We start from the raw sequence: 16,423 nt of genomic DNA on the forward strand, positions 1-16,423 counted from the left end.
CGAAGGTCGTCACTCAGCGACCCCTGACTTTTCATACGCCTCTGCTGCAGTCCGCAGCACATTAAATGGGTCGGTGCCCGGCATAACGCTGATCACAAGGTTGGTGACACCAGCCTCCGCGTAGGCCCGCATCTTCTCGGCAATTCGATCAGCTGAGCCCAAAAGTCCGACTTCGTCGAGGAACTCAGCCGGGAGCGCAGCCTGGGCTTCTTGGTACTTCCGTGCGAGGAAAAGGTCTTGCACCTCGGCTGCAGCGTCCGCGTATCCCATCCTCGCAGCATTGCTGTTGTAAAAGTTCTTGTCCCGACTACCCATTCCACCCACGTACAGCGCAGTGAACATCCTGGTTGCATCCGCAGCGGCCCGCCAATCATCGCCGGGAACAAGCGGTAGTGTTGGCGCGACGTCAAAACCGTCCAATGTTTTGTTGGCCTTCGAACGTCCCGCGCTGACAGCAGCTAGTTGCTCGGGCAGCGTGCGAGGAGCCACAAACATGCCAAGCCATCCGTCAGCGATCTCTCCCGTTAGCTCGAGATTCTTCGGACCGATCGCAGCGAGGTAAATCGGAATGTCGGCGCGGGCGCCCTGCACTGTGAGCTGAATAGATTTTCCAGGCCCGTCCGGCAACGGAAGCGTGTAGTGCTTACCGTCGTAGCGGAGCTTTTCTCGGCGCAATGCCATTCGAACGATGTCGACATACTCACGAGTGCGTGCAAGCGGTTGCCCAAATCGGACCCCATGCCAGCCCTCGGAAACCTGCGGACCCGACACGCCAAGTCCGAGCCTAAACCTGTGACCTGACATCGTGTCTAGGGTGGCCGCGGTCATCGCGGTCAGCGCTGGTGTCCGCGCTGGGATTTGCATGACGGCGGAACCGATATCGATGTTTTTGGTGTGCGCCGCGATCCACGCCATGACCGTAGCGGCGTCGGAGCCGTAGGCTTCCGCCACCCACACAGAAGAAAATCCAAGCTTGTCGGCTTCGATTGCGACGGCCAGGTTGTCTCCGTCGTTTCCAAGCCCCCAGTAGCCAGCGTTAAGGCTAAGTTTCATGGTTAGAACGGTACCGCGATGGGAGGCTTTGTGTGGGGCAGTGTGCTGCCAATCGCAATTCTGTGCAATTCGTGTCGCATGAGCTGATCAACCGTGAGTAAGGACCCGGCGGTCGCGGCCGGATGTCAGCCAGTTGAGAAACGACCAAACGGGCGCTGTGCGCTCCTGGTGAATTGTGTTTTCCGCGTCAGCTACTGCGTCTCGCACCGCAGCGGCGACGCTGCGCTCGTCCGAAACATCAATGTCGGCAACCGACGTGTCCACCACGCACTCGACGTCAGAGGTGTCAGGTACCGTTGTTTCGAAGTCGGCCCGGTACACCTCGACATGGAGCGTTCGGTGACGCACTTGAAAGCTGAACGTACGGCCGTCGGGTGATTGCCCGAAACCGTGCGCATAGGGATCTAGGGAAAGGTCGTCAATGACAAAGACGGAAGTGTTGTCCGCTGTCATGCCACTACCTCCATGCTGATGAGTAACTTCGTTGTTCCTCGTGGCGCGGTTGTTCCTCAAGAATCCGTTGATCCTCGCGACGCGCCTTGCTCGATCGACGCAGCATGTCGGTTTGCCATGCTTAGCGCCCGTAACTCGGTTCGTCCGCAGCGGAAAACCTGGAGCGACGACCGTTGTCGCGAAGGTTACTGCTGCGGAACTTACGGTACCGTATTCAACTTTCTGTCGTCGCTGTTTCCGCAGTCCCAGATACCTTTCTGCAATCAAAACGCGATGCACGCGCGTCGACGCACACACAGAAATATGATTGAAAGCGAGAGTTCTTGTGCGGCATAAACTACCAGCGTTGGCCCTCGGTTTCGCCGTCGCGCTCACTGGTTGTTCCTCGAACGACGGCCCACCAAATGTGCAAACCGTTCCAGCAGCAACTGCCGAACAATCCCCGGCTCTTTCCACACAACCAGATGGCGTTGTTGTGCCACTCGACGACAACATCATTGCTACTCACTTCGACGCGACGACCGAATCAGTGGTGCTCCTCACCGACACGAGCGAACTCCTGATCGGACGCAATCTTGCCTCAGCATCGCCTACGGAGGCGCTAAATTTCGACAGGGTTGCTCTCCACCATGCCCCAGCTTCCTTGGCGCTCGACAACCGTGGAAACGCCTACGTCGCCGCAGGAAACGAAGTGATCAAGGTCGACCTCAGTACGTCTGAGACAACCCCCGCACTTCGCGCCGACACAGACGTCAACCTGACGAGCATTGCCTTGACCGACGACTCGACCGCAATCGTCGGCACCGAGAACGGGCACATCTACTCGTCGCCGCTACCCACGTCGCGAGAACCCGTCAGCATCAACGAACCCGACATTAGAGGACTTGTCGGCACAGACGTACTAGTGGCGACAGGCGGTGCCCTCGCCGCACTCGACCGACAACAGTCCATGATCGTTGAAGTGTTCCCCGACCGGAACAGCACTGGCTTTTCTCTCCGCGCAGGCAATGGCGCTAGCACAATGATCGCCGACGAACAGGGCCGAATCCTGGTCGCCAACACTCGCGACGGAGAACTCCTCGTCTACAGCCTTGACCGGCTGATACTGCGTCAACGCTATCCAGTGGCAGATTCGCCCTATGGCATTGCATACGATGCTCACAATGACCTTGCCTGGGTAACACAAACCGGACGCAATGAAGTAGCGGCGTACTCGTTAGCGACCGGAATTCCCGAAGAAGTAGTTCGGTACTCGACTGTTGAGCAACCCAACTCTGTCACGATCGATACAGTCAACAAATACGCCTACATATCATCAGCAATTGGTGGCGGTGTGCAGCGCATCCCGCTGGATACGGCACGTTAGAAAGCTAGATCAGGGATACATGCAAGATCAGGGAGCGATTGTGTACCGAGTACTACTGAGGCTGATGTTCCTCCTGCCACCGGAGGTGATTCACCGATTCGCTTTTGGTGTGATGAAGATGGTCGGGATCCTCCCACCATCGAGTTGGCTGTCCCGCCGAGTGTTGGCGACCGACGACCCCGCCATTCGCAGCACCGTGTTCGGCGTCGAGTTCCCCGCACCTTTAGGACTCGCGGCAGGTTTCGACAAGAACGCAGCAGCAGTAAATTCGTGGGAACCGCTGGGGTTCGGTTACGCCGAAATCGGAACCGTGACAGCGCACCCCCAACCCGGCAACCCGGCTCCCCGACTGTTCCGATTGCCAGCTGACCATGCGCTCATCAACCGGATGGGTTTCAACAACCACGGCGCTGGGTTCGCCGCGAACAACCTACGGAAACGCCGCACGTCCATCCCTATCGGCGCAAATATTGGCAAAACAAAGCTAGTTCCCACAGAAGACGCTATCGAGGACTACCTCGCGAGCGCCCGCCTCCTTGGACCACTGTCAGACTTCATCGTCGTCAACGTCAGTTCACCAAACACCCCTGGCCTGCGAGACCTGCAAGCCGTGGAATCATTGCGACCGCTTCTCACAGCAATTCGCAAGTCCGTCGCAGTGCCGGTTCTGGTCAAAATTGCGCCAGATCTATCCGACGACGACATAGATGCCGTGGCAGACCTTGCCGTTGAACTCAACCTCGCCGGCATCGTTGCCACAAACACCACAATCGGCCGCGCCGGTCTCAACACGCCCCAACACGACGTTGAAGCGATGGGACCCGGTGGTCTATCGGGCGCCCCCGTAGCCGACCGATCACTCGAAGTGTTGCGCCGCCTGTACCGCCGCACAAACGGCACCATTCCACTCGTATCGGCTGGCGGCATAGAAACTGTCGCCCAGGCATGGGAACGGATCCTTGCCGGAGCGAGCCTCCTCCAGGGGTACACCGGATACATCTACGGCGGTCCGCTCTGGCCGCGCCGCATCAATCGAGGAATAGCACGAAAACTGCGCACGCACGGATACGCCTCGCTAGCCGACGCAGTGGGAGCCGAAAACAAAGTGTTGCCCTAGAACGAACCTCGAAAGCTGAGGGATGACACACTTGGGGTAGCCGTGACGGACTGTGGCTACCCCAAAATGTCGTCAATATTCGGTCATTCCTGGCTGTAGGTACCCACAATCACAGCGCGCGCGATGGCGTGAGAAAACAGATTGAACCCAAGAAATCCGGGTGTCGCGGTTTCGGGCAGATCAATTGATTCCACACCTACGGCATGGACGACGACGTAGTAGTGGTGCGTTCCGTGCCCAGCTGGTGGCGCTGCGCCTAGGTAACCGCGAAACCCAGCGTCATTCGTCAATTGAACAGCACCGTCGGGCAAGCCAGGGCTTTCACTCCCGCCAGCACCTGCCGGGAGGTCCGTCACCGATGCCGGAATATTCGCGACCGCCCAATGCCAAAAACCTGATCCCGTCGGCGCATCGGGGTCCAATACGGACACAGTGAAGCTCTTGGTCTCAGCGGGAAACCCCGACCAACTGAGCTGCGGTGAAATATCTTGTCCCCCGGCACCGAAAATGCCAGAGACCTGAGGAGTATTCAAACGCTCGCCATCGGTTACATCCTCCGAAGTCACAGTGAATGTCGGGAGGATCGGAAGCGATGCGTACGGGTTGGGAGCCATGTGGTGTCCTTTCGCGTCGATTGATCTGTGGTCTAGCAGTTTCGAAAGAGATGCCCAAGAACGCGGGTACCAAAGCGGACCGCGTCAACGGGAACACGTTCGTCCACGCCATGGAACAGCGCTGTGAAATCAAGATCTGGTGGTAATTGCAGCGGGGCGAACCCAAAGCAGCGGATCCCCAATTTCGCGAAGGCCTTCGCATCGGTCCCACCAGACAACATGTACGGAACAGTCCGACCGTTCGGGTCCTGGGATAGCAACGCTTCATTCATTGCGTCAACGAGGTCGCCGTCGAACGTGGTTTCGTAAGTATCAAGTTTCGTCACCCACTCACGTGTCACATGTGGACCAAGTAGTTCGTCCACTTCCTTCTCAAACGCGGCAAGTCGACCAGGCAACACCCGACAGTCAACCACCGCTTCGGCCGTTTGAGGGATGACGTTTGCCTTGTACCCAGCCCGCAACATCGTTGGATTCGCCGTGTCCCGCAATGTGGCGCCAATGATTCGGGCGATGTTCCCCAGTTTCGCCAGCGTCCCATCAAGATCTGGAGATGCTGGGTCGAAATTCAGCCCTGTTTCCTCAGAAACCGCACCCAGGAATTGTTCAACGGACTCGGTCAACACCAATGGAAATTCGTGCCTGCCCAGTCGGGCTACCGCTTCGGCGAGATACGTGACGGCGTTGTCGTCGTGAAGAAACGAACCGTGCCCCGCTCTAGCCTTCGCGGTGAGCTTCATCCAGGCGATGCCTTTTTCGGCAGTTTCAACAAGGTATAGGCGCCGTTCGGTGCCATCTGGTCGCGGAACCGTCAACGAAAAGCCACCGACTTCACCGATTGCCTCAGTGACACCTTCAAAAAGATCCGGCCGATTCTCAGCGAGCCAATGAGAACCGTACTTCCCGCCCGCTTCCTCATCTGCCACAAACGCGAAAACCAAGTCACGGGGCGGGACAATGCCTTCGCGCTTAAACTCGCGAGCCAACGCAATGGTCATCCCGACCATGTCCTTCATATCAATCGCGCCGCGACCCCAAATGTAGCCATCCTCCACAGCCCCAGAGAAAGGATGCACACTCCAGTCCGCTGGCTCAGCAGGAACAACGTCAAGATGGCCGTGGATCATCAGAGCACCCCGACTGCGGTCCGCTCCCGGCAGACGCGCAAAAACATTGCCACGGCCCGGAGCGCCCGACTCTACGTAAGTGGTTTCGTAGCCAACTTCCTCCAACTGAGCCGCAACCCACTCTGCACATTCACGCTCCGGCTTAGTCGTCGCGAGATCACCCGTGTTACTTGTGTCAAACCTGATAAGTCTGCTCACAATGTCGACAACTTCATTCTCAGCCTGAGACGTTTTTCCCTCCTCGCCGTCAAAGTTGGTTGGTGCAGGATTCGGTCGGTGCGGAAAGTTGTCAGACGTCACCCCACTTTCCTACCACCGTCTGACGATTTACGTCAGCAAGCAACCCAGGCGCAACCGTTGTTAACCCATTCGGGAGCGCCGAAACATACCGGGTGAACAGGCGATTTTGGGGACGGCCTATTCATGGGCTAACCTATCTCGGCACGCGCAAAACAAATGGCGCATGTCCGAGTGGCGGAATGGCAGACGCGCTAGCTTGAGGTGCTAGTGTCCTATATTGGACGTGGGGGTTCAAGTCCCCCCTCGGACACCACATGAAGATCGTTTAAAGCCGAACCCCTTGTGGGGGTTCGGCTTTTTTGTGTTCACAGGTTGGCCAGGCTAGTTGGGGCTCAATGAAGCCGACATTTCACCACATAAACGGTCGAAATGTCGGCTTCATCGGCGAAACATTCACCGACTAACATGCTTAGCGCTTGCGTGCGGACTCAGCTTTTGTCACTTCGCGGTTGATTTGGTTCCATAGGTCGTCACGTACCTCGACAAGCGCCGTGTCGATTTCCTGCTCGGTCGAGGTGGCCACAAAACGCGGCATTTTCGCGATCCAGCACTCGAGTATCGTGCGTTGTGATGGGGTATCGCGTTCTTTCACAGACAGTTCAAGCTCGACCTGGTCGGGCGACCAACGCGCAAGCCTGGAATTGAGCCGACCGAAGAGGATGTCTTTGATCTTGTCGGCCTCGTCGGGGCTGAATTGGGCGATGATGCGTAGTCTGTCGCTGAAGTCGCTCACTGGGTAGTCCTTTCGACGTGTGCGGGTGACCTTGATGCTACGTTGCCACACCCTCGGAGGCGTTCGAGTGGATCAACCCGTACGTTGACCGTTATTATCGTCGCAGTTCGGCTGATCATTCTGCGATTGCGGCAAACGTGGCACTGAACGGCCAACAACATTGACTCAAGAAACGGCTGGAACGCGCACCCTATGATCGACCCTGATGAGCTAGCGACATGTTTGCGTGTTTTGGAGCAAGCCGGTGAGCTTGACAGTGACCACCCCGACGCCGTGACGGTGCAGCGCGCCGTTGGTGGTTTGTTTAAAGCGTTGAAGCGCCGACGTAGGGTCGAAGCACGAACGGCTAAGTCGTCCCACGACAACGCCATCATTGAATCCACAGCGACAGGGTCTCCGCAACGAATTGATGATGAGACTCAGGGACTGAAGCTGACGTCGTCGGTGAAAGGCGCGTCTGCGGGTACGTTGCTCAAACCTCAAGGCTGCTACATCTGCAAAACTGAGTACACGCGAGTGGACGCTTTCTACCATCAGCTCTGCCCCACTTGTTCTACCTCGAGTCATGCGAAGCGTGATGCGCGCACCGATCTCACTGGGCGTAGAGCACTGCTGACTGGTGGTCGCGCCAAAATTGGGATGTACATTGCGCTGCGTCTGCTTCGCGACGGTGCCCACACCACCATCACTACGAGGTTCCCTCGGGATGCTGTGCGCCGGTTCGCTGCGATGGATGACAGCGCTGATTGGATGCATCGTCTCCGCGTTGTCGGTATCGACCTGCGCGACCCCGCACAGGTGATGTCCCTCGCTGATCTGATGATCAACGATGGTCGACTCGATATTCTCATCAATAATGCGGCGCAAACTGTACGACGCTCCCCCGGCGCATACAGCGCGCTTGCCGATGCGGAGTCCGAGTCACTTCCGGGCGGCCACGAGGCTGAGATGATCAGCTTCGGCAAACCGAGTCAACTGCATCCCGCTGCGCTGACTGGGAGCCTCGACACAACCAGTCTTGATGCTGCCCGTCTCAATGCAGCGAGTGTGACATCGCTAGCGCTCATTGCTGGTTCAGCCACACCAGACCGGATTGCCAACGGCACAGCGATTGATGCGGGAGGGCTGTTGCCGGATCTCGCTGAGTCCAACAGTTGGGTCCAGCGGGTCCACGAGGTTGACCCACTGGAGTTGCTTGAGGTTCAACTGTGCAATTCGGTAGCACCGTTCATACTCGTTTCACGGCTGCGGCCCCTACTCGCGTCGTCACCAGCTAGACGGACATACGTGGTGAATGTTTCCGCAATGGAGGGTCAGTTTTCCCGCCGGTATAAGGGTCCTGGTCACCCGCATACCAACATGGCGAAGGCTGCGTTGAACATGTTGACTCGCACTAGCGCTGAGGACATGTTCGCCGATGGGATTCTGATGACTGCGGTGGATACGGGGTGGATCACCGACGAGCGGCCTCACCCAACCAAGATGCGGCTTGCTGAGGCAGGCTTCCACGCACCGCTCGATCTCGTTGATGGGGCGGCGCGGGTGTATGACCCGATCGTCCAAGGCGAAAACGGGGTGGACCTTTATGGCTGCTTCCTTAAGGACTACGCGCCGTCACCCTGGTAAGGATCTGCTCAACGCCGCTACCCTGGATGTACGAGCTAGTGGAACGGGCACAGGGGTGATGCAGGATGGTCTACCGAATCATCGGTGAAACCGCCATGCTCACGCACTTCCTTTTCATCGCCTATGTCATGCTCGGTGGTTTTTTGGCCTGGAAATGGCCACGCACCATGATCGTGCATGCGATTTGCGTTGCGTGGGCTGTTGGTTTGACAGTGGTTAACCTCTTTGGGGTCGGGTGGCACTGTCCATTGACCTATGTGGAGGACTGGGCCCGGCGACAAGCAGGCGAAGCCGGTCTGCCGGAGTCAGGGTTCATTGACCACTACCTCACCGGGGTGGTCTACCCGCAGGAGTATCTGAACTTGGCCCGCGGGGTGCTGCTCGCGTGCGTGATTATTTCTTGGATTGGGTTTGTTTACCTTCGGCGACGGGCCAACCTATCCAAAGTCGGTTAGGAATACTCAAATACGTCTTCTAGTTTCCTCCGCGGTGTCGCTGCGAGCTGAGGCCCAGTTGGCTTCCCCACCCGCACGGCAACCTGGGGAACTGCCCGAACGGTTCCGGACTGCGAGGCTGCGCGATGGGTCATGCTGCGAACATCGTCACCTTCGGTGATGTGCGTCAATGTGCACGAAGCAACGCCTCGGGCTGTGGCTTCGAGGAGCACGGCGGATAAGGCCTGCCCCGCCCGCAACCACGATTCAACTGAATCATCGTCGGTGCTTATCACCAGAACGTGCGCATGGTCGTCGATAGTCTCGGACGATAGCGTGCCTCGTTCGGTGTGAAAATCGCGACCGACGCCCACGCCTTTCGCTGACTTTTCCGACAGTGCGGACGAAGGAATGCCGTCGCTGCGGGTGCGAGCACCCAGCCACCAATGCATTTCGTGGTGATAGTTCGTGTCATAGCGGTGCGCTGCAGCGGACCTGTTTGACGCCTCCACGATGAGTGGCATCAAATCGGGGCGTACAACAACAAGAGAGCAACCATAGTGCCCTGCACGCTGAGCCAGAGCAGCAAAAGTGTCGTCGGCGTCAGCGCCGAGTGAACGATAAGGGCGTCGGTCGGTCCGCCGATTCGCCATGGCGTCCATCAGAGCGCGAGCGTCAGTGTTGGGGTTGCCGGGTGAAAAATGTAGTTCTGCAAGGCGGTAGCGAGATTCGCCTGGTAGAAGACTGACGGAGACGTCCCACCCTTCGGCTTCTAGCGCCAGTTGGACATGATGCACCATGGCACCACAGCTAATGATGGATTGTCTGCCGTTAGGGTCTGCTGTTGCCAATGTTCGACTTCGGTCGAGCAATAGGGTGAGGGTACGACCGTCTGTGGTCCACAACCACGGTTGCGAATTGTGCACAGACGGGGCAGCTCGCGACATATCTACAGCGTTTCGCTGGGTCGAGATTTCGGGGACTTTGAGGGTGTCCATGGTGCTTCCTTACCGAGCTATCAGCGTTGCTACCTGGCCTGCAGGACGTCGTGGGTGGTGCGGCGGTGGGTACGAGGAGGAATGGGAAAGCGTCGGAGACCGATTCGCACAATTGCTTGCGGGTACTGGGCGCGGTTGCCGCATCGTGTCGCTTCGTCCCTCACCACGTCCCGTTCTGGGATATCGACGACTGGGGATGTAGCGAGTTCGTGTGCTGTTGCTAGTAGAAGCACAGCTGACAGGGTCTCCCCAGCTGCCAGTTGATCCGCTGGTGTATCGGACTGAGTGCTGATCACGGCGACGGCCGAATGATCGGGATCTAAGCCCCAGGGGCTCAGACGCTCGGTACGAATTGGTAGGCGTGCCGATGGTGCAATCACCCGGGCACCCGCGTCGTCGAGATACGTCAGTGTCGTTCCATTGTGCACGGCTTCATGCGGAAGTTGCCGCAGGTGTTGTGCTGCCGCCCCGGGGGCTGCAAGCGGCCGATTCTCGGTACGCCGCTTATCGAGGGCGAAGAACATGCTGAGATCTACAGCGCTGGTGACCAAGGATGGGCGGATGACCAGCGTTGCTAGCAATGTTTCGTCTGCTGGTTTGGGGAACCGCACGACTTCTGTCGCCCAACCAAGGCCCCGTAACGCCACGATGCAATGGTGCAGCGCAATTCCACAGCTGACCATAGCGAGTCGACCGTCAGGGTCGCGTACACCGGACATCCGTTCGCGGTCGGAATACAGGTGTAGGTTTTCTCCGTCGAACCGCCACTGCCACGGCTGTCGGTTCCACACCGATGGTGCGCGTCGCGCCAAGCTGAGCGCTTCTCGAACAACCTCGAAGTCTGGTGTTTTTTTCATTGCTGGCTCCCCGATTCGCGATGCGCCGCCTAGCGTTGTGCTGGCTCCTACTTCAACGATCGCGCAATCGGGGAATTATCGGCACGGTCCAAGGTCCCCGTTGGGGCCCTTAATGTTCCTCAATATGAGGGACTTTTGTTAGTCCACTTGTGAACTGATGAGGAGGGCGAGTTCTGCTGTGACCTCGTCGAGTGGAGTCAGGGATCGCTGCGCTCGGCAGAGAATGATCGCGCCTTCGTACGCAGCGATGATGAATCGAGCTAGCGGGTCAACCCGATGTGGGGGGAACCCTTCGTCGACGAGCGCAGCTACAAGAATTTCCTGGACGTCAGCGAACGCTTTAGCAACCTGGTCAGCATTGTGGGCACCATCTTCGCCACCGCCTGCTATGACGGCCACGATGGGGCATCCAGCCTCAAAGTCGCTGCCGACAATGAGATTCTTCCAGAATTCGCGCATCGCGCTGAGGCCTTGTTGGATTCCCTGAGCTGACGCGTCGCGAATTCGGCTTGTGATGACATCACTTGCGGCAGCGAGTGCCTCCGAGATGATTTGCGTGCGTCCGCCAGGAAAGTGGTAGTAAACCGACCCCCGCGGTGCACCGCTGTGAGCAAGAATTGAATCGATGGTGACACCAGCTGAGCCGCGTTCACTCATGAGCGCTATGGCGCTGTATATCATCCGCTGCCGCGTCGTCGGCTTTGTTGACCCGGCCTTTGGCGATTCAGCAGTTATGCTGGACGCGTTGTCGACATCACCTGAGGCCAGCCTGCGGTTAGCCTCATGCATATCGTCGGATACAGATGCATGACGGGTTGGCACAGCCACTCCTCTTTCGGCAAGTCATTCTAGGAATTAAGGCTAAAATTACTAATCCCAGCATATGACATGTTTCCGAATAATGCTTGCACGCTACGCAGACAAGAGACCTCGATAATGCTTGCGCCGCGCTTTTCCGCTAGGTTCCTCTGGGGAGGAGGTTTCCTATATGCGTCAGCATTTGATGCTAGATCTTGATACTGGTATCGACGACTCGCTAGCACTGGTTTATCTACTTGCCAGCCCAGAAGCCTCAATTCGAGGTATCGCAGCGACTGGCGGAAACGTGTCGACTGCACAAGTCGCGGCGAACACCCTCGCATGGCTCGACGTCTGCCACGCCGGTGAGATCCCGGTCGCAATGGGTGCACAGAACCCACTCGTCGGCGAACTAGCGACCAGCGAAGAGACGCATGGTCCGCACGGAGTCGGATACGCTGAATTACCTGCGACTTCCCGCGCGCTATCAGACGTAAGCGCCGCAGTTCTATGGGTTGAGCTAGCCAGGAAGCATGACGGCCACCTGGTGGGTCTTGTTACTGGCCCCATGACAAACCTCGCGCTAGCCCTCGAGATTGAACCTAACCTGCCGCGCATGTTGAAGCAGCTAGTCATAATGGGCGGCGCATTCAATCACCCCGGCAACACGACGCCCACCACCGAGTGGAATGTGGCCGTGGATCCTGAAGCCGCCAAGCGCGTTTTCGACGCCTTCGGCAATGCTGACAATCTTCCTATCGTGTGCGGGTTGGACCTCACCGAGCGCATCATCATGCGCCCTGAACATGCCACTCGTCTCGCCGAAGCCGCTGGCGTTGCGGGCGAACGCATTTGCGCGGACGACCCACTCGGTGAACGCTCCCTCGCATCAAACCTAGTGATTCGTCACCTGCTTAACGCCATCCGCTTCTATATGGAGTTCCACCGCGCCTACGACCAAGGATTCCTTGCACACATGCATGATCCTTTTGCCGCCGCCGTCGCACTCAATCCGCAATGGGCAAAGACTCGTCTGGCCACCTTAGATGTCGAACTCGTCGGCACTCTCACACGAGGCACCACCGTCGCCGATTGGATGGGAATGTGGGGTCGCGAACCTAACGTCAACATTGCCGTCGACACAGATCCAGACGCTTTTATGGATCACTTGATCACCCGCGTTGGCGAATTCGCGCGGAACCTCGCGCCGCAAAGCTGATATTCTAATCGTCGCCGTCGGGGCAGCGTCGGCTCAGTAGACCATTACCACCCAATCGTGGTGACGTTCGTGATAGCAGGAGTGACACATGACCGCCCCCGACGCAACCCTACTTCGGCACCGGATTTTTCTGACCGCCGGGACGCTGCTCATCATCGGCACATACGTCTACCTAGTTTTCTTGCGGCCCGAAGGCCTGCCTGAAGGTAGCGGCATAGCCAGTGTCGTATCACTCGTTGGCAATACGCTCGGCGCGATACTGCTTCTTGCTGGTGTTATCCACCGCCTTCCGATGACCACCGTGGTTCTCATCCCCAGTGCTATTGCGCTGAACATTGTCATCGGGCACATCACCTCATGGCTCGGGATTCCGCTGTACCTTGATTCGCTCGGCACCGTTCTCGTCGCCGCGTTGGCGGGACCCGCGGCAGGCGTCGCAGCCGGTGTGCTCGCGAACGTCGTATGGGGGATGACAATCGCCCCCGTCGCAGTGGCATTCGCTGCAGTAGCCGCGCTAACAGGCGCCCTAGCTGGTTATATGGTTCGGGCTGGACTCTTCAAGAAGTTGTGGCTCGTACCGCTCGGCGGTGCCGTCACGGGCATCCTTACCGCGCTGGTCGCCGCACCCATCGCGGCCTTCGCGTTCGGCGGAGTCACTGGAGGTGGTGCAACTGCAGTGGTTGCCGCATTCCGCGCCATGGGAACAGGACTGCTGCAAGCAACAACCCTGCAGGGGCTGCTGTTTGATCCGCTGGACAAAGCAATCATGTTCACTGTCGCAGCACTTGTCGTGATGTCGATCCCGCGCCGACTCCTCCATCAGTTCCCGTTCGCTGCCGCTCACCTCACGACTTCAAAGCAAACCCCGGCAGGACCATTACGTGCGCCTGTACGACCCGAGTGACTCGTGGCTCCACCGCCGGAACCCCCTGACGCTGCTGACGGTCGCGGTATGCCTCGCAATCCTAGTGTTCACGGTTCCGGTGTGGTGGTGGCTGTGTCCCGTCCTCCTGGGATTGCTCCTGCTCATGGCGACCCTCAACAACCGGCGCACCATTTTTTCCGTGTGGCTGGTCATGATGCTTCCGTTCGCAGCGTTGTCGTTTCTTCTCCAAGGACTTTTCTTTCCTGAAGCGCTGACGAGCATGTGGGAATTCGGCCCTGCCCGCGTTACTTCCGACGGATTGCAGCTCGCCGCATTAATCACGTTGCGGGTGGGGTCGGCAATTGCTGGTTTCCTCATATTTTTGGCCGCAACATTTCCGCCGACCCTCATGAATTCACTCACGCACGTCGGTGTGCACCCAAAGATAAGCTTCATAGTGATGTCCGGCGTCACCCTAATACCCACTTTTCACAGTAAAGCCAACATGGTTTTGCTGGCCCAACAGGCACGAGGCGTAGCCACACAAGGATCGTGGCTGTACCGCATGAAAGTCCTGATCACCGTCGTCAAACCCGTAACTCTGACTGTGTTATCGCAGGTCGGTGACCGTGCGTTTGCGCTGGAGCAACGAGGATTCGGGTCCACGGTCCGACCGACGATATATCGCCCGGTGAATTTCCCCCGAACAGAGAAGGCGGCGTGTGTGGCACTTATAGTGATCACTGTTTCGACCGCGTTACTACTTGTGGCGGTGCAATAACGTGCCTGATCGTCATGCTGTTGAAGTCACCGGACTTTCCTACTGGTACCCCGATAGAGCAGATCCCGCGCTAAACGATGTTTCGTTGACCATCAGTGCCGGGAAAATCTGCGCAGTAGTCGGCGCGAACAACAGCGGCAAAACTACGCTAGCCCGACTTGTTGCTGGATGGCGAGGGTCGGGCGTAGTCGAAGGCAACATCACCATCGATGGGTACTCGTTGGCTGATATGGCTGCACATTCGCGAAGTTCACTGGTTTCCTACGTCGGCGATAGCCCTTCCGTCTTCTTGACAGGTTTTGCCCCCACTGTCGTCGACGAAATGGCATTTGGGCTCGAACACCATGGCGTATCCCCCGACGTGATGCACCAGCGTATAAACCAAGTTTTGCAAGGACTCATGCTGGACCATCTGGCTGATCGGGCACCCGCAACTTTGTCGGGCGGCGAGCAGCAATGTGTCGCGATTGCGTCTGCGTTGGTCTTGGAACCACGCCTGCTCATACTCGACGAACCGACAACGATGCTCGACCGTCCTGGCACCGATCGAGTGTTTCGACTGCTCCACGACGCATCGGCTGCGGGGACTACTGTCCTGCTCGTTGAACATCGAATCCCCACCCTGTACGACCACGTTGACGACGTTGTGGTGCTTGATGCAGGTCGTGTACAGACAAGCGGCGGCCCCAGCGCCGTACTGAGTTCGACCACCACAATTAATCACGGAATTAAACCGTCGCGCTATTCGCTCGCGGCTGAAGCGACTGGCGCAACTTCCGGGCGACTCCCCGTATCGCTGGCAGAGGCCGAAGGGTTCTTCGGCGGAACTCCCCTACCTCCGCCGCCCCCACCGCCAAACGTGCGGCGGTCGCATCACTCCGTTCTCCACCGACCACCAGGTGTACCAATACAACTCAACGACGTTCACGTCGCATTTTCTGGGGGCATCGCTGCGCTACGCGGGGTAAATCTTGAGATCCCCGCAGGAAACCAGGTAGCGCTGGTAGGACGAAACGGAGCCGGAAAATCAACCATCGCGAACATTCTTAACGGAACTGTCCGCCCGGATAATGGTGTCGTGTATGTCGGTGATGCCGACACAAGCCGGACCGCACCGCATAAGATTTCTCGCCGTGTTGGCGTTCTGTTTCAGGACCCCGACAACCAACTGTTCTGCTCAACCATTTATGACGAAGTTGCCTACGGTCCCCGGCACTGCGGCTTTGTCGATGTAGACGAGCGGGTGGCCGACGCACTGTCACTCACCGGTCTTTCCGCGCATGTTGATGACCATCCCCACGAACTCGGCCATGCAGAACGCAAAATGGTGGCGCTCGCATCTGTTCTCGCGATGCGTACACCAGTCGTTGTTTTAGACGAACCCACCGTGGGCCTTGATGGGCACGGCCTGGCGCGACTCACTCAACTCGTCGCAGCATTGCGCGACCAGGGCCGCACCGTCGTCACCATCAGCCATGATCTTGATTTTGTGGCAGAAAATTGTGATCGCGTCGTCCTCATCAACGGTGGGCAGATTGTCGCCGACCGCCCTACTCGAGCGCTCTGCGCCAGCGAACTATTGTTAGACGTCTACGGCACTCTTCCGCAGTTGCCGACACTAGCCCGGTCGTTGGGATGGTCGTGGACCCCACTGACTCCTTCTGAAGTGGGTGCCGCCGCCGCGCCGAGATCTCCAGACACCTTGCCCGAATAGCGGTATACCGGTCATGCCCGTACTACCTACCTAGCAGCGCAATCGCTGTCATCTGCCCGTATGTCACTTCAAGGCGTACGAACCATGTGTTACTGGACGTGTTCGTTCGCCGAGTTTCGGGGTTGCCAGTTGTGCTTCGGGCCGATCAGCGCGGCTCTGCATCTTTTTGTGGTTCCGCGTGGACCTCGATCGCGGGCCGCAACATCACCAATGTGGCGCATCGTGCGCAGTGCACTGAGGGCGTGAGGACAAAGGGGAATTGCGCCATCCGAGTCTCTGCCGGGCACAGAGCCCCTTCATAAGCTTCTGTCTCGGGTGCAGGGCTTTATGCCCGGGCTAAGTTTCAGCGCGCTAGTAACCGACCGTCA

General features: G+C 58.1%; 16 protein-coding genes and 1 tRNA gene. 9 read left to right on the plus strand and 8 right to left on the minus strand.

Translation table 11 applies throughout. From position 1 onward, the window contains the following. Positions 1-9: 9 nt before the first annotated feature. Positions 10-1,053 (minus strand): LLM class F420-dependent oxidoreductase, encoded by a 1,044-nt coding sequence (locus IEW73_RS04215; RefSeq protein ID WP_188670975.1) that lies wholly within the window; start codon positions 1,051-1,053, stop codon positions 10-12. Positions 1,054-1,140: 87 nt separating this feature from the next. Next, positions 1,141-1,506: a hypothetical protein gene (locus IEW73_RS04220; RefSeq protein ID WP_229675737.1), complete on the minus strand. Its 366-nt coding sequence runs from the start codon at positions 1,504-1,506 to the stop codon at positions 1,141-1,143. 325 nt (positions 1,507-1,831) lie between these two features. On the opposite strand from IEW73_RS04220, the gene IEW73_RS04225 reads away from it, so the two are divergent. Further along, entirely contained in the window at positions 1,832-2,872 is a 1,041-nt protein-coding gene (locus tag IEW73_RS04225; RefSeq protein WP_188670977.1) for an NHL repeat-containing protein, read from the plus strand. A gap of 40 nt (positions 2,873-2,912) precedes the next feature. Continuing rightward, a complete protein-coding gene (locus IEW73_RS04230) occupies positions 2,913-3,989 on the plus strand; it encodes a quinone-dependent dihydroorotate dehydrogenase (protein ID WP_188672865.1) in 1,077 nt (358 codons plus the stop codon). Between the two features lie 83 nt (positions 3,990-4,072). Here IEW73_RS04230 and IEW73_RS04235 read toward each other — a convergent pair whose 3' ends face one another. Continuing rightward, on the minus strand, positions 4,073-4,603 hold the full coding sequence (locus tag IEW73_RS04235; protein WP_188670979.1) for a YbhB/YbcL family Raf kinase inhibitor-like protein: 531 nt from the start codon (positions 4,601-4,603) through the stop codon (positions 4,073-4,075). Positions 4,604-4,635: 32 nt separating this feature from the next. Then, positions 4,636-6,030 carry a M20/M25/M40 family metallo-hydrolase gene (locus IEW73_RS04240; protein WP_188670981.1) on the minus strand — a complete coding sequence of 465 codons (1,395 nt, stop codon included), beginning with the start codon at positions 6,028-6,030 and terminating at the stop codon, positions 4,636-4,638. A 165-nt stretch (positions 6,031-6,195) separates the two neighbouring features. On the opposite strand from IEW73_RS04240, the gene IEW73_RS04245 reads away from it, so the two are divergent. Next, positions 6,196-6,283: transfer RNA gene (locus IEW73_RS04245), tRNA-Leu, on the plus strand. A gap of 156 nt (positions 6,284-6,439) precedes the next feature. Here the strand turns inward: IEW73_RS04245 and IEW73_RS04250 are convergent. Further along, on the minus strand, positions 6,440-6,763 hold the full coding sequence (locus IEW73_RS04250) for an HPF/RaiA family ribosome-associated protein (protein WP_188670983.1): 324 nt from the start codon (positions 6,761-6,763) through the stop codon (positions 6,440-6,442). A 192-nt stretch (positions 6,764-6,955) separates the two neighbouring features. On the opposite strand from IEW73_RS04250, the gene IEW73_RS04255 reads away from it, so the two are divergent. Next, entirely contained in the window at positions 6,956-8,389 is a 1,434-nt protein-coding gene (locus IEW73_RS04255; RefSeq protein WP_188670985.1) for an SDR family NAD(P)-dependent oxidoreductase, read from the plus strand. 65 nt (positions 8,390-8,454) lie between these two features. Further along, positions 8,455-8,844, plus strand: a complete 390-nt coding sequence (locus tag IEW73_RS04260) for a DUF2784 domain-containing protein (RefSeq protein WP_188670987.1) — start codon at positions 8,455-8,457, stop codon at positions 8,842-8,844. Here IEW73_RS04260 and IEW73_RS04265 read toward each other — a convergent pair. The 3 genes from IEW73_RS04265 to IEW73_RS04275 all read right to left on the minus strand — a co-directional run bounded on the left by IEW73_RS04265 (position 8,841) and on the right by IEW73_RS04275 (position 11,500). Next, entirely contained in the window at positions 8,841-9,821 is a 981-nt protein-coding gene (locus tag IEW73_RS04265; RefSeq protein WP_188670989.1) for an Acg family FMN-binding oxidoreductase, read from the minus strand. The genes IEW73_RS04260 and IEW73_RS04265 overlap by 4 nt on opposite strands. 29 nt (positions 9,822-9,850) lie before the next feature. Further along, positions 9,851-10,678 carry a nitroreductase family protein gene (locus IEW73_RS04270; protein ID WP_188670991.1) on the minus strand — a complete coding sequence of 276 codons (828 nt, stop codon included), beginning with the start codon at positions 10,676-10,678 and terminating at the stop codon, positions 9,851-9,853. Between the two features lie 138 nt (positions 10,679-10,816). Further along, entirely contained in the window at positions 10,817-11,500 is a 684-nt protein-coding gene (locus IEW73_RS04275; RefSeq protein ID WP_229675738.1) for a TetR/AcrR family transcriptional regulator, read from the minus strand. 166 nt (positions 11,501-11,666) lie between these two features. Here IEW73_RS04275 and IEW73_RS04280 point away from each other — a divergent pair, with 166 nt between their 5' ends. The 4 genes from IEW73_RS04280 to IEW73_RS04295 all read left to right on the plus strand — a co-directional run bounded on the left by IEW73_RS04280 (position 11,667) and on the right by IEW73_RS04295 (position 16,055). Beyond that, on the plus strand, positions 11,667-12,695 hold the full coding sequence (locus IEW73_RS04280; protein WP_188670993.1) for a nucleoside hydrolase: 1,029 nt from the start codon (positions 11,667-11,669) through the stop codon (positions 12,693-12,695). Between the two features lie 88 nt (positions 12,696-12,783). Next, entirely contained in the window at positions 12,784-13,599 is an 816-nt protein-coding gene (locus tag IEW73_RS04285) for a histidine kinase (protein ID WP_188670995.1), read from the plus strand. Beyond that, the gene (locus IEW73_RS04290) at positions 13,577-14,341 is read left to right on the plus strand and encodes an energy-coupling factor transporter transmembrane component T family protein (protein ID WP_188670997.1); all 765 of its coding nucleotides are present in this window, start codon (positions 13,577-13,579) and stop codon (positions 14,339-14,341) included. Before IEW73_RS04285 ends, IEW73_RS04290 begins: the two co-directional genes overlap by 23 nt. A 1-nt stretch (position 14,342) precedes the next feature. Continuing rightward, positions 14,343-16,055 carry an ABC transporter ATP-binding protein gene (locus IEW73_RS04295; protein ID WP_188670999.1) on the plus strand — a complete coding sequence of 571 codons (1,713 nt, stop codon included), beginning with the start codon at positions 14,343-14,345 and terminating at the stop codon, positions 16,053-16,055. Positions 16,056-16,423 lie beyond the last annotated feature (368 nt).

The sequence above is a fragment of the Hoyosella rhizosphaerae genome (genome assembly GCF_014643175.1).
Taxonomy (GTDB): Bacteria; Actinomycetota; Actinomycetes; order Mycobacteriales; family Mycobacteriaceae; genus Lolliginicoccus; species Lolliginicoccus rhizosphaerae.

Bases quoted from the DNA above. Each gene is read 5' to 3' on its own strand.
- IEW73_RS04215 (WP_188670975.1), bottom strand. From the start codon at position 1,053: ATGAAACTTAGCCTTAACGCTGGCTACTGGGGGCTTGGAAACGACGGA.
- IEW73_RS04220 (WP_229675737.1), bottom strand. From the start codon at position 1,506: ATGACAGCGGACAACACTTCCGTCTTTGTCATTGACGACCTTTCCCTA.
- IEW73_RS04235 (WP_188670979.1), bottom strand. From the start codon at position 4,603: ATGGCTCCCAACCCGTACGCATCGCTTCCGATCCTCCCGACATTCACT.
- IEW73_RS04255 (WP_188670985.1), top strand. From the start codon at position 6,956: ATGATCGACCCTGATGAGCTAGCGACATGTTTGCGTGTTTTGGAGCAA.
- IEW73_RS04260 (WP_188670987.1), top strand. From the start codon at position 8,455: ATGGTCTACCGAATCATCGGTGAAACCGCCATGCTCACGCACTTCCTT.
- IEW73_RS04265 (WP_188670989.1), bottom strand. From the start codon at position 9,821: ATGGACACCCTCAAAGTCCCCGAAATCTCGACCCAGCGAAACGCTGTA.
- IEW73_RS04270 (WP_188670991.1), bottom strand. From the start codon at position 10,678: ATGAAAAAAACACCAGACTTCGAGGTTGTTCGAGAAGCGCTCAGCTTG.
- IEW73_RS04280 (WP_188670993.1), top strand. From the start codon at position 11,667: ATGCGTCAGCATTTGATGCTAGATCTTGATACTGGTATCGACGACTCG.
- IEW73_RS04285 (WP_188670995.1), top strand. From the start codon at position 12,784: ATGACCGCCCCCGACGCAACCCTACTTCGGCACCGGATTTTTCTGACC.